Raw genomic sequence first — 13,857 nt, 5'->3', positions numbered from 1 at the left:
GCATGAAGGTCAATGAACGGGCTAAACCCAGGTGCAGCTCTCGCCCCCCTGGCTTGGCAGGTGGTTCAAACACGCAGAAGTCCCCGTCCCACTTGGGACGGGGACTTCTGCGAACAGCCGATAGCTGGCCGCTAAAGTGGATACATCGCATTTGCGAGTCCAACTTTCGGGGACCAGTTCAAACACCGCCGGGCTTTTCGTTCTTAAGTGGATGCAGGGTCAGGCAGGGTACTGTCCGCGCTGGACCTGGGGCTTGGGCAGCCGCAGTTTCCGGAACTGCAGGGACCGCATGGAGCCGTACCAGACAGTACCGCGCTCCACCTCGCCGAACTTTTCCGCCAGCCGCTTGCGGAGCTTGCGCGACAGAATGAAGACGTCCACGAAGACTGCCAGGAACATGACCCAGAAAGCGCCCAGGACGTAAATCATCATGTCGCTGGAGGCCGGGACCACCAGGGAAACCAGCACAAAGACCAGGGCGCCGAACATCAGGTATTCGCCAAGGTTGAACCGCGCATCCACAAAGTCGCGGGCAAACCGTTTCTGCGGACCCTTGTCGCGCAGCGGCAGGAACTTCTCGTCGCCGGTGTCCATGGCCCGCCGCATCTTGAGGCGCTGGTCCTGGATGGCCTGGCGTTCGGCAGCCTTGGACGCCTTGCGGTCCTCAGGCACGAGCGGGCGCTTGCGGGCAGCTTCCTGGGCCTTCCGGGTGGGGGTAGGGGCACCCTTGCCCGCGGCACTGTTCTGCCGCGCCGCCGTCTCCGCTGCCTGCTGGTCTATGGTTTCCTGCGCCGAGGGCGCTTCTTTTCTACGTCCGAACACCAGAACAGAATACCTTGCAGCAGCCCGCCCGCTGCCTGCCCCCGCGTCTGCGGCGGCAGGCCGCGGAATGTGACGGGGGTAATGTTTTGGCCATGACTTCATCACCCGCGGCCACCCCGCACAGCACCACCGGAACATCAGGACCAGGCCCTGAGGCCATCGGCAGGACGGAAGATCTCCGTGCTGCGGTGGACCGTTCCTTCGATCAAACTTTGGCACGTCTCAAGGACCTCGTGGCCATCCCGGGCATCGCCTGGCCAAGCTTCGACCGCATGCCACTGGAGCGCAGCGCGGAGGCCGTCGCCGAACTCCTCCGGGGTGTGGGGATCGGCGGGGTCCAGGTCCTGTCCGTCAACAAGGCCGACGGCACGCCAGGCGGGCCGGCCGTCGTCGCCCGCCGGCCTGCCGCAAAAGGAAACCCGACCATCCTGCTTTACGCCCACCATGACGTCCAGCCGGTGGGGGACGAGTCCCTGTGGGAAACAACGCCGTTTACCGCCGTCGAGAAGGACGGCCGCCTCTACGGCCGCGGCGCCGCTGACGACAAAGCCGGCATCATGGCACACATTGCTGCTTACGCAGCCGTTTCGGAAGTCCTCGCCGATTCCCTGGGGCTGGGCGTCACCTTCTTCATCGAGGGGGAGGAGGAAGCAGGGTCGCCCACGTTCCGGACATTCCTGGAGGCGAACCGCGAGCTGCTCCGCGCAGACGTCATTGTGGTGGCCGACTCCAGCAACTGGAAGGTCGGCGTACCTGCCCTGACCACCAGCCTGCGTGGGCTCGTGGATGGCACGATTGAGGTGCAGGTCCTTGACCATGCGGTGCATTCCGGCATGTACGGCGGCCCGGTGCTGGATGCCCCCACCCTGCTGTCCCGCCTGATCGCCACCCTTCACGACACGGATGGGAACGTGGCCATTGAGGGCCTGGTGTCCAGCGACACGGCCGGGGTCGACATGCCGGAGGCGGATTACCGCGCCGATGCCTCCGTGCTCGACGGCGTCCGGCTGGCTGGAACGGGAAGCATCGCCTCGCGGCTGTGGTCCAAGCCGGCATTGTCAATCATCGGCTTCGACGCACCCGCCGTGGACGTTGCCTCCAACACCCTCCTTCCGCGCGCACGGGCAAAGTTCAGCCTGCGGCTGGCGCCGGGCCAGGTTCCCGCGGAGGCCATGGAGGCGGTCCGCCGCCACGTGGAGGCCAACGCCCCATTTGGTGCGAGGGTCGTCTTCACTCCGGGGGAGGCAGGCAATCCGTTTCGGACGGACACTTCCTCTGCTGCGGCAACGGTTGCCATGTGGGCCCTGGGCGAGGCCTGGGGAGTTCCCGCCGTCGAAACCGGAATCGGCGGTTCCATCCCGTTCATTGCCGACCTGACGGACCTGTACCCCGAAGCGCAAATCCTGGTGACGGGCGTGGAGGACCCGGATTCACGGGCACACAGTGCCAACGAGTCCCTGCACATCGGTGACTTCCGCAACGCCATCCTGGCCGAGGCCCTCATGCTCGCGCGGCTGAACAGTGAAGGCCTTTCAACCGGCAAGTGATGGGCCTTCCGTCGTGAACGCGGGCAGGCGGCTGTCAGGGAACAACCGGCGTGCTTTGACGGTTACGCCAGGAGTTAGAGCTACAGGACTGCCGCGCGTAGCATGTAGCTATAGCCCATACCGTATTTGTAGGGGCAGGCGCCGTTACGGCGACGCCGCCAGACCGTCCTAAGAAGGTAGGCCAATGAGCACCGCAACCAACGAAAACAGCACCGCCGCCACAAGCGTGGCCAGCGACGAACTGCCCGTTCACGAGGTCAACCTGACCGATGTCGCTGCAGGCAAGGTCCGCAGCCTCCTGGAACAGGAAGGCCGCACCGACCTGCGCCTGCGCGTGGCCGTGCAGCCTGGCGGATGCTCGGGGCTGATCTACCAGCTCTACTTCGACGAACGGCTCCTTGATGGTGATGCCGTGCGCGACTTCGACGGCGTCGAAGTTGTCGTGGACAAGATGAGCGTGCCGTACCTGAGCGGCGCCAGCATCGACTTCGAAGACACCATCTCCAAGCAGGGCTTCACCATCGACAATCCGAACGCCGGCGGCTCCTGCGCCTGCGGCGATTCATTCCACTAAGCCGGTTATTTCGCCTGATGTCCGCGCCGGGTTTCCTGCCGTCCAAAACGGCATGGGGGCTCGGCGCCGACATGTGGGCGAAACGCCCGGCGGAGCGGTAAGCTCTACACCGAGTAGTAAAACTTTTTTGTGCCCGGAGCGCCGATGGCTGCCCGGACAACAGCAACAAGTAGGAAGGGCCGTCTGTGAGTTCGCAGAACCGAACCGGCAGCCGACGCAAAACGATCACCACGATCTCAAGCTTGGCAATTGCCGGCGCGTTGGTTTTGACCGGATGTTCGCCAGAGGTAGAGAAAGGGTGGATGCCCACTGAACGTGGCACCACCAGCAACACCGACCGCATCATGGACCTCTGGGTCAACTCATGGATTGCTGCGCTCGTGGTGGGCACCATTACGTGGGGCCTGATCATCTGGTGCCTGGTCGCTTACCGCCGCCGCAAGGGAACCGTTGGCTTCCCGCGGCAGACCAGCTTCAACCTTCCGCTGGAAGTTTTCTACCTGACCATCCCCATCTTCATGGTCCTGGTGTTCTTCTACTTCACGGACCGCGACCAGCAGGCGATCGATGACCGTTCACAGCCGGCCGACGTCGTAGTGGACGTCCGCGGCAAGCAGTGGGCCTGGGACTTCAACTACAAGTCCGGCGACGTCATCCAGGAAGACCTGCACGAAGCCGGTGTCCAGGCCCACCTCACCGGCAACACCATCGACAAGGAACAGCTCCCCACCCTGTACCTGCCGGTGAACAAGTCTGTTGACCTCGAACTCAACGCCCGCGATGTCATCCACTCCTTCTGGGTACCCGCCTTCCTGCAGAAGCGCGACATGATCCCCGGCAAGACCAACTACATCCGGTTCACCCCCACCAAAGAGGGCACTTACGACGGCAAATGTGCCGAACTCTGCGGCGAGTACCACTCCGAAATGCTGTTCCGCGTCAAGGTGGTGTCGGAATCCGAATTCCAGGCCCACATGGACCAGCTCAAGGCCGAAGGCAACACCGGCCTGCTCGGTGCCGAGTACGACCGCAACCCGAACCTGAACGAAACCAAGTAAGGGGAGCGACGTGGCTACGTACACCCAATCCGCACCTGCGGGAGTCCTGTCGGCTCCCGTGGTACCTAAATCCAAGGGGCGCATCGTCGTCAACTGGATCACCTCCACCGACCACAAGACCATCGGGTACATGTACCTGATTGCGTCCTTCGTGTTCTTCTGCCTGGGCGGTGTCATGGCGCTGCTCATCCGCGCCGAGCTGTTCGAGCCCGGCATGCAGATCCTGCAGACCAAGGAGCAGTACAACCAGCTGTTCACCATGCACGGCACGGTGATGCTGCTGATGTTCGCCACCCCGCTGTTTGCCGGGTTCGCCAACGTGATCATGCCGCTGCAGATCGGCGCTCCTGACGTGGCGTTCCCGCGCCTGAATGCGTTGGCCTTCTGGTTCTTCCTGTTCGGTTCCACCATCGCGGTGTCCGGCTTCATCACCCCGCAGGGCGCAGCGTCCTTTGGCTGGTTCGCCTATGCGCCGCTGTCGAACACGACGTTCACCCCGGGCATCGGCGGTGACCTGTGGGTCTTCGGCCTGGCGCTGTCCGGCTTCGGCACCATCCTTGGTGCGGTCAACTTCATCACCACCATCATCTGCATGCGCGCCCCGGGCATGACCATGTGGCGGATGCCCATCTTCACCTGGAACACCCTGATCACCGCCATCCTGGTGCTCATGGCATTCCCGCCGCTGGCCGCCGCCCTGTTCGCGCTCGGCGCGGACCGCAAGTTCGGCGCCCACATCTTCGATCCCGAGAACGGCGGCGCTGTTCTTTGGCAGCACCTGTTCTGGTTCTTCGGCCACCCGGAGGTGTACATCATCGCGCTGCCGTTCTTCGGCATCGTGTCGGAGATCTTCCCGGTCTTCAGCCGCAAGCCGATCTTTGGCTACAAGGGCCTGGTCTACGCCACTATCGCCATTGCAGCCCTGTCCGTGACGGTGTGGGCCCACCACATGTACGTCACCGGCGCCGTCCTGCTGCCGTTCTTCTCCTTCATGACCATGCTCATCGCGGTGCCCACCGGCGTAAAGTTCTTCAACTGGATCGGCACCATGTGGCGCGGCTCGTTGACCTTCGAAACGCCGATGCTCTGGAGCATCGGCTTCATGATCACCTTCCTCTTCGGCGGCCTCACCGGCATCATCCTGGCCTCCCCGCCGCTGGACTTCCACGTTTCGGACTCCTACTTCGTGGTGGCGCACTTCCACTACGTGGTGTTCGGCACCGTGGTGTTCGCCATGTTCGCCGGGTTCTATTTCTGGTGGCCCAAGTGGACCGGCAAGATGCTCAACGAGCGCCTGGGCAAGATCCACTTCTGGCTGCTGTTCCTGGGCTTCCACGGCACCTTCCTGATCCAGCACTGGCTCGGCGTCGAGGGCATGCCCCGCCGCTACGCCGACTACCTCGTGGAGGACAACTTCACCTGGATGAACCAGTTCTCCACCGTGGCATCGTTCGTGCTGGGTGCGTCCCTGATCCCGTTCTTCTGGAACGTCTACATCACCTGGCGCAGCGCCGAAAAGGTCCAGGTTGATGACCCGTGGGGCTTCGGTGCTTCGCTGGAGTGGGCCACGTCCTGCCCGCCGCCGCGCCACAACTTCACGTCCCTGCCCCGGATCCGTTCGGAGCGTCCCGCCCTGGACCTGCACCACCCGGAACTTCGCCAGGTCCACACCGTTGAGTCGCCGGCACCCGCAGCAGCGGTCCTCGGCAACGCCGACCAGAAGGACACCGCACAGTGAAAATCGAATCCTGGATCTTTGGTTCTGGAGTCTTCTTCTTCGTTCCCGTCGCTCTGGTCTACGGATTCCTGACCAACTGGGGTGAGTGGGTCGGCATCCTGGGCATCCTGCTTGTGGGTGGCCTCGCCGGCATGATCGGGGCCTACCTCGGCTTCACCGGAAGGCGCGTCGGTCTTCGTCCCGAGGACCGCAGCGACGCTGAAATCCACGAAGGCGCCGGCGAGCAGGGGCACTTCAGCCCCTGGAGCTGGTGGCCTCTGGTCCTGGGCATCGCCTGCGCCACCGGCTTCCTTGGCCTGGCCGTAGGCGCCTGGGTCATCTTCATCGCAGGTGGCCTGGCCATCGTGGCCCTCGTGGGCTGGGTGTACGAGTACAGCCGCGGTGACCACGCGCACTAAGCAAGCAAACGAATAACGACGTCGGGCCCCACCTTCCGGTGGGGCCCGACGTCGTTATTGCGCTTTTGGAAGCCCCTAGACGGCTCCCTGCGACTCTAAAAGTCCTCGAAGTTCCCGCAGCGCGTTCTCGGCCTGCTCGCGCCCCAGGCCGCCTTCCAGCGCACTGTCGCTAATGGACAGCTCCACCTCACAGCCTTGTGGGAAGTCAGCCGTCATCACCTGAAGCAGGGAACGGGCATCCGCCTTGTCTGCGCCTGCCTTGCTGATGGTGACCGGCAGGCCCGTGTCGGTGACGGCTCGGACAAACACCGCGGCGGAACGTGCATGCAGGCCCGCGGGCGCTGCCACCACGGCCTTTTCTGTTGGCAAAGGGACTCCTTCTGTGAAAGACGGCCCCCTCCGTCTCGTGGCAAAATTTCCAGACCAAATATAGCTGCCTGCACGGATGCGGCGCGAAAGATTGCCGCGGTCCGTGGCTGGTCTAGACCGTTCTAAAATTGAGGGGACACCCAACGGCAGGAGGACGATCATGGCAGCTGGCGCCGCCGCAATCACGGGGGAAATAGACCGCAGCAGCGGAACGGCCATCTACGTCCAACTCCGGGAAATCCTTCGCGCGTACATCGCGGAGTCATGCCCGCCGGGCTCAGCGCTGCCCTCGGAACGGGACCTCGCCGAACGGTTTGGGCTTGCAAGGATGACGGTGCGGCAGGCCATCGATGCACTGGTGGGGGAGGAGGTCATCGAGCGGGTGGTGGGCCTGGGAACCTTCGTCCGGCGGCCGAAAGTCGACCTGCAGGTGAAGCTCACGTCCTACAGCGAAGAAATGCAGCGGCGCGGCATGGTGCCTGCCGCCAAAGTGCTCAGCTTCGAACAGATCGGTGCCAGTGCGTTCCTGGCCCGTGAATTGCAGCTGGACGAGGGCACCCCGCTGGTCCGCTTCCGCCGGCTGCTTCTTGCGGATGGGGAGCCCATGAGCGTGGACGAAAACTTCATACCGGCTCATCGGGTCCCGGGACTGCTGGACGGCGAGCCGCCCACGTCGCTCTACAACGTCCTCAGCGAGCAGTACGGGCTTGTTATGGAATGGGGGGAGGACATGATCGAGGCGACGGCGGCGTCACCGTCCACGGCGCGCCTCCTCAACGTCGAAGTGGGGGCACCATTGCTGAAGATCCAGCGGCATGCCTTTGTGGCCCGGGCAATGGTTGACTACTCGGTCTCCTACTACCGTGCGGACCGGTACAAGCTGTGGGTGCCCCTGCAGCGGCCCGGAGCCAGGAGGGCCCGCAACCACTAGCCGCCCCAACCATCCGTTCCCCTGTGGGGGGCGTGGGCAGCACACCCCAGGAAAACAGGAAAGGCCCGATCCGGATGAACTGGTCCCCGAAAGTTGGACTCGCAAATGTGCGAGGTCCACTTCAGCGGCTTAGCGGCGGCTCTTCTGAAAAGGCTCCGTCCCATCTCTGGGACGGAGCCTTTTCTGCGTAGGACTCATGTACCGGCGAACCTACCCGGGGTACATGCAAGCTGGCTGACATTATCGGCCCGCCCTGGGTTCAAGGCGATCCATCACGGATCCCCTCGCATCAGAGCGACCACATCCGGAATGATAATTCCGGTGGCTAATGCCGCGGGTAGGAATGCCAGCCATTCAACCTGAGGTATCAGCCGTGATACCAGGACGCTGCCCACGATTCCTGCGATGAAAACGAATGCGATCCGCACGCTCACTTGCCGCTTGGTCTCGCGCTTTTTGCCGTTGGCGCTCATGCCGTGATCCTACCGGCGCCCAAGCGCCTATCTTCGGTCAGTACTAAAGAAGCTGTGCCGGCTAACTGATGGGCTAAGCCGCGAGGGCCTGAGCCCGGTACTGCATTGGACTCAGGCCGTTGAGCTTGGTGGAGATTCTTTCGGTGTTGTACCAGCGGATGTACTCATGCAGGGCCGGTGTTAGCGCTTCGGTGTTCAGGAAGCGGACGCGGTGGAAGAGTTCTTCTTTGAGGTGTCCAAAGAAGTTTTCCATCACGGCATTGTCGTAGCAGTTGGCTTTGCGGGACATCGATTGGACTGCGCCGGCGTCCGCCAAGAGTGTGCGCCAGGAGCTGTGCTGATATTGGAACCCCTGGTCTGAGTGCACAAGGGGTTGCTGGCCGTTCTCGAGCGTGGCCAGGGCGCCGCGCAGCGATGCATTGGCCAGCTCCAGGTTGGGCGACGTGCCAATCGCGTAGGAGATGATTTGCCGGTCAAAAAGATCCATGATCGGTGAGAGGTAGAGCTTCCGGTCACCCACGCTGAACTCGGTCACATCGGTAACCCACTTCTGGTCTGGGGCGTCCGCGTCGAACTGGCGTTTCAGCAGGTTCGGGGCCACAACGCCTTGTTCGCCCTGGTAGGAGTTGTAGCGCTTCCTGCTTCGGACCTTGCAGACCAGCCGCAGGGATCGCATCAGCTTCAGGACGGTCTTCTTCGCGACCGTCCACCCTTGTTTGAGCAGTTCGATGTGGATCCGGCGGTGCCCGTACCGGCCGTGGTTCTTCTTGAAAATCTCTGTAATAGCGGCCTTCAGGGACGCCCGTGGATCGGGGCCATTGAGTTTGGCTTGGTGGTAGAAGAACGTGGACCGTGGTAACCCGGCCACGTCCAGCAGAACCTCTAATCGGTGCTCAGCCTTGAGAGCGATGACAGCGCGAACCTTTAGCGCTGTTCCCTGTCCCTCAAGGCGTTTACTTTTCCCAGGAAGGCAACCTCTGCACGAAGGCGTTCGTTCTCACGTCGCAGCCGCTGCAGCTCCGGTTCCTGCTGCGGCGGGGTATCAGGGTTCTTCCTTGCGCGGCCTCTAGGCTTCGGACGGAGGCCTTCCTCGCCCTGAGCCCGGTACTGCATCGCCCACACGGCTATCAGATGTGGCGAGGACAGTTCGAACTCTTTGGCCAGGGCGACCCTGGTCTCGCCGGAGATGTATCGCTGCACGGCGCTGAGCTTGAGCTCGAATGGATACACGCGGTTGCCTGGTTTGGTCACAAGAGCAGTATCTCCACGAACACGCCATCTGTCGTGCAACCGGAGGACTGCCTTTCGACCCACCCCCAGCTTGGTTGCTACAGCTCTGGAGCCCCACCCGATCCTAAACAGCGCGACAGCGGCTTCGCGCTGTTCCTCAGACAATGAACTGTTCTTAAACATGAAACTGCTCCCCGTAAGTCAGAACTGAATCTTCAGTCCAACTTTCGGGGAGCAGTTCAGATGGATCGGGCCTTTCCTGTTGGAACAGAAGCCTAGTGGGTCAGGCTCTTGCTTCCTTCTGCCGCTTCAACAGCCTCGTGTCCGTGGCCGTGTGCGGCCTCCAGCTCAGCGGGCGTGGCCGGGGCTACGCGGTCCTCGAAGAACCAGCGGGAGAGGAATGCGCGGCGCTTTTCCTTGCGGGTGACCACGCCATGCTCGTTGGGGACCGCAGGAAGGACCTGAGGTGACTCAAAGCCCACCAGCTTGTACCGCTTGTACTCATCCAGGGGCGCGTGCACCTCGATGAACTCACCGTGGGGAAGACGGACGATGCGTCCGGTTTCACGGCCGTGGAGGGCGATCTCCCGGTCCTTGCGCTGAAGCGCCAGGGCAACGCGCTTGGTAACCACGAATGCGATCACCGGACCGATGAAGAACAGGGCCCGCAGCCAGTACGTGACGTCGTTCAGGGAAACGTGGAAGTGCGTGGCGATGAGGTCCGAACCAGCAGCGGCCCACATGACGCAGTACCAGACGAAACCTGCCATGCCGATGGCGGTACGGGTGGGCGCGTTCCTGGGGCGGTCCAGGACGTGGTGTTCACGGTCGTCCTTGGTCACCCAGCGCTCGATCCACGGGTACGTGAACATCACGGTGAACAGGATCCCGGCCGGCACGAGGGCCGGCAGCAGGACGTTGAATGTGAAGACGTGTCCGAAGAAGATCTGCTCCACGTGCCAGTTGCCGAAGGTGCCCGGCATCAACCGGAGTGCGCCGTCGACGAAACCGATGTACCAGTCAGGCTGCGTACCGGCCGACACAGGGGAAGGGTCGTACGGACCGTAGTTCCAGATCGGGTTGATGGTGAAGAACGCGGCCATCAGGGCAATGACGCCGAAGACGATGAAGAAGAATCCACCGGCCTTCGCTGCGTACACCGGACCAAGGGGGTAGCCGACGACGTTGTTGTCGTTGCGTCCCGGACCCGGGTACTGCGTGTGCTTGTGCACCACCACCATGAACAGGTGGGCCACGATCATCAGCAGGATCAGGGCCGGTACCAGCAGGATGTGCAGCATGTACAGGCGGCTGATAATGGCCGTTCCCGGGAATTCCCCGCCAAACAGGAAGAACGAGATGTACGTTCCGATGACCGGAATGGACTTGATGACACCGTCGATGATGCGCAGGCCGTTGCCGGACAGCAGGTCATCGGGGAGCGAGTAGCCGGTAAAGCCTGCAGCCATCGCCAGGATGAGCAGGACACAGCCCACAACCCAGTTCATTTCACGCGGCCGGCGGAACGCACCGGTGAAGAAGACCCTCAGCATGTGTACTGCCACCGACGCAACGAACAGCAGTGCTGCCCAGTGGTGCACCTGGCGCATGAACAGGCCGCCACGGACATCGAAGGAGATGTTCAGCGATGAGCTGTATGCCACCGACATCTCCACGCCCTTCAGCGGAACGTAGCCGCCGTCGTAGTGCGTCTCCGCCATTGACGGGTCGAAGAAGAACGTCAGGAAGGTACCCGACAGCAGCAGGATGACGAATGAGTACAGCGCCACTTCACCAAACATGAACGACCAGTGGTCCGGGAAGACTTTGCGGCCGAACTCGCGGAGGATCCCCGAACCGCCGACTCGTGAGTCGACGAAGTCGGTGATCCGACCTGTCTTGGTTTTGGCGACGAAAGCCGGCTCAGCTGTTGATGCTGCGCTCATGCGAATCACGCTCCCAGTAACTTGGTCCTACGGGTTCATGGAAGTCGCTGGTAGCGACCAGGTAGCCCTCGTCATCAACTGCGATGGGCAGCTGGGGGAGAGGACGGCTGGCGGGGCCGAAGATCACCTTGCACTCCTGCGTGAGGTCAAAGGTGGACTGGTGGCACGGGCACAGCAGGTGGTGCGTCTGCTGCTCGTACAGAGCAACGGGGCAGCCAACGTGGGTGCAGATCTTCGAGTAGGCAACGATGCCGTTGTAGCCCCACTCTTCGCGGCCCTTGGACGGGTTGAGCGATGCGGGATCAAGGCGCATGAGCAGCACAACGGACTTTGCCTTCTCGTTGAGCTTGCCTTCCTCGAGTTCGTTCAGGCCTTCCGGGATGACGTGGAAGGCCGAGCCGATGGTGACATCCGAAGCCTTGATGGGAGTTCCGTCAGGGTCACGGGTCAGGCGCTTGCGCTTTCCGTCCTGGGGGGCCCACATGGTGTGTGCGAGCTTGTCGTCCGGACGGGGTCCGAGGTCACCGAAGATGGCGACGGCGGGAAGCGGGGCGAGCGCCACAGCACCGAGCAGGGTGTTGCGGATCAGCGGACGGCGCTTGATGCCGGTCTCTTCCACGATGTCGTCGACGATGCGGACAGCCGCCTGGCGGTCCTCCTCGTAGCGGATGGCGTGGCGTTCTTCGGAGACTTCGTGGTCGGGCATCAGGGCCTTGGCCCAGTGCACGATGCCGGTACCGATACCCAGCATGGCGAAGGCAGTACCTACACCGAGCAGGGCGTTCTGGAGCCGGATGGTGGCGATGCTGGAGTCATCACCCAAATCAATGGCGAAGTACGCCACCAGGAAGATCAGGGTTCCAACAACAGAGATGCCAAATAGTAAGGCGACCTGCCGTTCTGCCCGCTTTGCGGCCTTCGGGTCCGTGTCAGCCAGGCGCAAACGATGCGGGGGAATTCCAGGATCCTGGAACTTCTCCACCTCATTCTGACCAGCCGTAGCTACGGTGCCCGAGTGGTTCGGACTGCCGTCACTATGGTTGCCCATAATTCGCCTCATCCTTCTCTCGTCCCGGCGGTTGTGCCGGGTTAGTTTCTAATTTCAAGCTGCTGACTGGGCAGCAGAAGTTGTGTGCTTCCCGCGGAAAGTCAGGACGTCCTGGAAGTCAGCCAGATGGTGAAGGCGATAATGACGCCCAAGCCGGCAACCCATACGAACAGGCCTTCAGCGACGGGGCCAAGCGAACCCAGGTCGGCACCGCCCGGCGAACCGGTGGTCTCGATCTGCTTCAGGAAGGTGATGATGTCCTTCTTGCCTTCGGGGGTGATGTTGGCATCGTTGAAGACGGGCATGTTCTGCGGGCCCGTGGCCATGGCCTCGTAGATGTGCTTGCCGCTGACGTCGGCCAGGGCGGGCGCGAACTTGCCCTGGGTCAGCGCGCCGCCGGCTGCGGCGGCGTTGTGGCACATGGCGCAGTTGGTGCGGAAGAGCTCCCCGCCGGCTGCGGCGTCGCCGCCGCCGTTTGTCAGGTCTTCTGCAGGAATTGCCGGGCCGGCTCCCAGCGAAGCGACGTACGCTGCAAGCTGTGAGGTCTGCTGTTCGTTGAACTGGACCGGCTTTTTCATTGCCTGGGGACCGTTCATCTGCATCGGCATGCGCCCGGTGCCCACCTGGAAGTCAACAGCGGCAGCGCCGACGCCAACCAGGGAGGGGCCATCCTTGGAACCACTGGCGCCCATGCCGTGGCAGGTGGCGCAGTTGGCGGCAAACAGCTTGCCGCCCTCTTCGACGTCGCTTGCGCTTGCGGTGGTGGTGCTCGCCTTGGCCTCATTCATGGAGGTTGCCACGGCGTACAGCCCACCCGTGATGAGGAGCCCCATCAGAAGCAGCGCTATTGCTGCCAGTGGGTGACGCCGCTTTTGTGAGATTGCCTTCACGTGGTGGTTCCTTTATTCGATCCTGCGCCGGCTCCGGGAGCCGCTACCTGAAATTCTGCCTCTTGTAGAAAAAGAATCAAAGCTGGCTACTTGAGTACGTAGATGACCAGGAAGAGGCCGATCCACACGACGTCAACGAAGTGCCAGTAGTACGAGGTGACGATCGCGGACGTAGCTTCAAAGTGTCCGAACTTCTTCGCGGCAAAGGACCGGCCCATGATGAGCAGGAAGGCGATAAGCCCGCCGATGACGTGCAGGCCGTGGAAGCCGGTGGTCATGTAGAAGGCAGAGCCGTAGGCGTTGGAGGAAAGCGAGACGTGCTCGGAAACCAGCATCGCGTATTCGGTGGTCTGGCCGGCAACGAAGAACGCACCCATGAGGAACGTCAGGGTGAACCATTCGTTCATTCCCCAACGGGCGAACTGAAGGGCACCTCCGGTACGCCGGGGCTGCAGCCGCTCTGCGGCGAAGACGCCCATCTGGCAAGTAAAGGAACTGGCCACAAGGACAATCGTGTTGACGAGCGCAAAGGGGAAGTTGAGCTTGGCTGTCTCTTCAGCCCACATTTCACCGCTCGTGGAGCGGAGCGTGAAGTACATGGCGAAAAGACCGGCGAAGAACATCAACTCGCTGGACAGCCACACAACGGTTCCGACAGAAACCATGTTGGGGCGGTTCAGCGTTGGGTGCGCCGGGGTACTGGGGGCATGGGTCGCAGATGTCACATAGACATTATGTCTGTAAAAGTCCGTGCTGCCCAACGCAAACCGCCTTTTGGGAGGACTTTTTCTACAAAGACGCGAAATTGCCCGGAAAAGTTCCCGGCACCGTTC

At 62.4% G+C, this 13,857-nt stretch carries 15 protein-coding genes; 6 read left to right on the top strand and 9 right to left on the bottom strand.

Features of this window, described 5'->3' with window-relative positions; genetic code table 11:
* Positions 1–219: 219 nt before the first annotated feature.
* Positions 220–822: a DUF3043 domain-containing protein gene (locus LDO86_RS10290; protein ID WP_018771080.1), complete on the bottom strand. Its 603-nt coding sequence runs from the start codon at positions 820–822 to the stop codon at positions 220–222.
* Positions 823–914: 92 nt separating this feature from the next.
* Between LDO86_RS10290 and LDO86_RS10285 the strand changes: the two genes are divergently transcribed.
* The 5 genes from LDO86_RS10285 to LDO86_RS10265 all read left to right on the top strand — a co-directional run bounded on the left by LDO86_RS10285 (position 915) and on the right by LDO86_RS10265 (position 6,137).
* The gene (locus LDO86_RS10285) at positions 915–2,369 is read left to right on the top strand and encodes a dipeptidase (RefSeq protein WP_026266043.1); all 1,455 of its coding nucleotides are present in this window, start codon (positions 915–917) and stop codon (positions 2,367–2,369) included.
* Between the two features lie 184 nt (positions 2,370–2,553).
* Positions 2,554–2,943 (top strand): iron-sulfur cluster assembly accessory protein, encoded by a 390-nt coding sequence (locus LDO86_RS10280; protein WP_018771082.1) that lies wholly within the window; start codon positions 2,554–2,556, stop codon positions 2,941–2,943.
* A 185-nt stretch (positions 2,944–3,128) separates the two neighbouring features.
* Positions 3,129–4,001 (top strand): cytochrome c oxidase subunit II, encoded by an 873-nt coding sequence (gene coxB / locus LDO86_RS10275; protein ID WP_026266044.1) that lies wholly within the window; start codon positions 3,129–3,131, stop codon positions 3,999–4,001.
* 10 nt (positions 4,002–4,011) lie between these two features.
* On the top strand, positions 4,012–5,739 hold the full coding sequence (gene ctaD, locus LDO86_RS10270; protein WP_018771084.1) for a cytochrome c oxidase subunit I: 1,728 nt from the start codon (positions 4,012–4,014) through the stop codon (positions 5,737–5,739).
* A complete protein-coding gene (locus LDO86_RS10265) occupies positions 5,736–6,137 on the top strand; it encodes a cytochrome c oxidase subunit 4 (RefSeq protein WP_018771085.1) in 402 nt (133 codons plus the stop codon). The genes ctaD and LDO86_RS10265 overlap by 4 nt, the downstream gene beginning before the upstream one ends.
* A 75-nt stretch (positions 6,138–6,212) precedes the next feature.
* On the opposite strand, the gene LDO86_RS10260 is transcribed toward LDO86_RS10265, so the two are convergent.
* On the bottom strand, positions 6,213–6,506 hold the full coding sequence (locus tag LDO86_RS10260) for an HPr family phosphocarrier protein (protein ID WP_018771086.1): 294 nt from the start codon (positions 6,504–6,506) through the stop codon (positions 6,213–6,215).
* Positions 6,507–6,666: 160 nt separating this feature from the next.
* Here LDO86_RS10260 and LDO86_RS10255 point away from each other — a divergent pair, with 160 nt between their 5' ends.
* Complete coding sequence (locus LDO86_RS10255; RefSeq protein ID WP_018771087.1) at positions 6,667–7,437, top strand: GntR family transcriptional regulator; 771 nt, start codon at positions 6,667–6,669, stop codon at positions 7,435–7,437.
* Between the two features lie 272 nt (positions 7,438–7,709).
* Here LDO86_RS10255 and LDO86_RS10250 read toward each other — a convergent pair whose 3' ends face one another.
* The 7 genes from LDO86_RS10250 to LDO86_RS10220 all read right to left on the bottom strand — a co-directional run bounded on the left by LDO86_RS10250 (position 7,710) and on the right by LDO86_RS10220 (position 13,785).
* Positions 7,710–7,910, bottom strand: a complete 201-nt coding sequence (locus LDO86_RS10250; RefSeq protein WP_018771088.1) for a hypothetical protein — start codon at positions 7,908–7,910, stop codon at positions 7,710–7,712.
* A 73-nt stretch (positions 7,911–7,983) separates the two neighbouring features.
* Positions 7,984–8,820 carry an IS3 family transposase gene (locus tag LDO86_RS10245; protein WP_224084480.1) on the bottom strand — a complete coding sequence of 279 codons (837 nt, stop codon included), beginning with the start codon at positions 8,818–8,820 and terminating at the stop codon, positions 7,984–7,986.
* Between the two features lie 14 nt (positions 8,821–8,834).
* Positions 8,835–9,305: a helix-turn-helix domain-containing protein gene (locus LDO86_RS10240; protein WP_224083963.1), complete on the bottom strand. Its 471-nt coding sequence runs from the start codon at positions 9,303–9,305 to the stop codon at positions 8,835–8,837.
* Positions 9,306–9,415: 110 nt separating this feature from the next.
* A complete protein-coding gene (locus tag LDO86_RS10235) occupies positions 9,416–11,086 on the bottom strand; it encodes a ubiquinol-cytochrome c reductase cytochrome b subunit (RefSeq protein WP_018771091.1) in 1,671 nt (556 codons plus the stop codon).
* Positions 11,064–12,134 (bottom strand): Rieske 2Fe-2S domain-containing protein, encoded by a 1,071-nt coding sequence (locus LDO86_RS10230; protein WP_026266047.1) that lies wholly within the window; start codon positions 12,132–12,134, stop codon positions 11,064–11,066. The genes LDO86_RS10235 and LDO86_RS10230 overlap by 23 nt, the downstream gene beginning before the upstream one ends.
* 101 nt (positions 12,135–12,235) lie before the next feature.
* Positions 12,236–13,024: a c-type cytochrome gene (locus tag LDO86_RS10225; protein ID WP_018771093.1), complete on the bottom strand. Its 789-nt coding sequence runs from the start codon at positions 13,022–13,024 to the stop codon at positions 12,236–12,238.
* 86 nt (positions 13,025–13,110) lie between these two features.
* Positions 13,111–13,785, bottom strand: coding sequence for a heme-copper oxidase subunit III (locus LDO86_RS10220; protein WP_223991571.1), 675 nt, complete (start codon positions 13,783–13,785; stop codon positions 13,111–13,113).
* Positions 13,786–13,857: the final 72 nt, after the last annotated feature.

This window comes from Arthrobacter sp. StoSoilB19 (genome assembly GCF_019977275.1).
GTDB lineage: Bacteria > Actinomycetota > Actinomycetes > Actinomycetales > Micrococcaceae > Arthrobacter.
The sequence above is the reverse complement of the archived record's forward strand: the minus strand, read 5'-3'. Positions and strand labels throughout refer to the sequence as shown.

Excerpts from the sequence above, each read along its gene's own strand:
- LDO86_RS10285 (WP_026266043.1), top strand. The coding sequence starts at position 915 with ATGACTTCATCACCCGCGGCCACCCCGCACAGCACCACCGGAACATCA.
- LDO86_RS10280 (WP_018771082.1), top strand. The coding sequence starts at position 2,554 with ATGAGCACCGCAACCAACGAAAACAGCACCGCCGCCACAAGCGTGGCC.
- LDO86_RS10255 (WP_018771087.1), top strand. The coding sequence starts at position 6,667 with ATGGCAGCTGGCGCCGCCGCAATCACGGGGGAAATAGACCGCAGCAGC.
- LDO86_RS10250 (WP_018771088.1), bottom strand. The coding sequence starts at position 7,910 with ATGAGCGCCAACGGCAAAAAGCGCGAGACCAAGCGGCAAGTGAGCGTG.
- LDO86_RS10235 (WP_018771091.1), bottom strand. The coding sequence starts at position 11,086 with ATGAGCGCAGCATCAACAGCTGAGCCGGCTTTCGTCGCCAAAACCAAG.
- LDO86_RS10230 (WP_026266047.1), bottom strand. The coding sequence starts at position 12,134 with ATGGGCAACCATAGTGACGGCAGTCCGAACCACTCGGGCACCGTAGCT.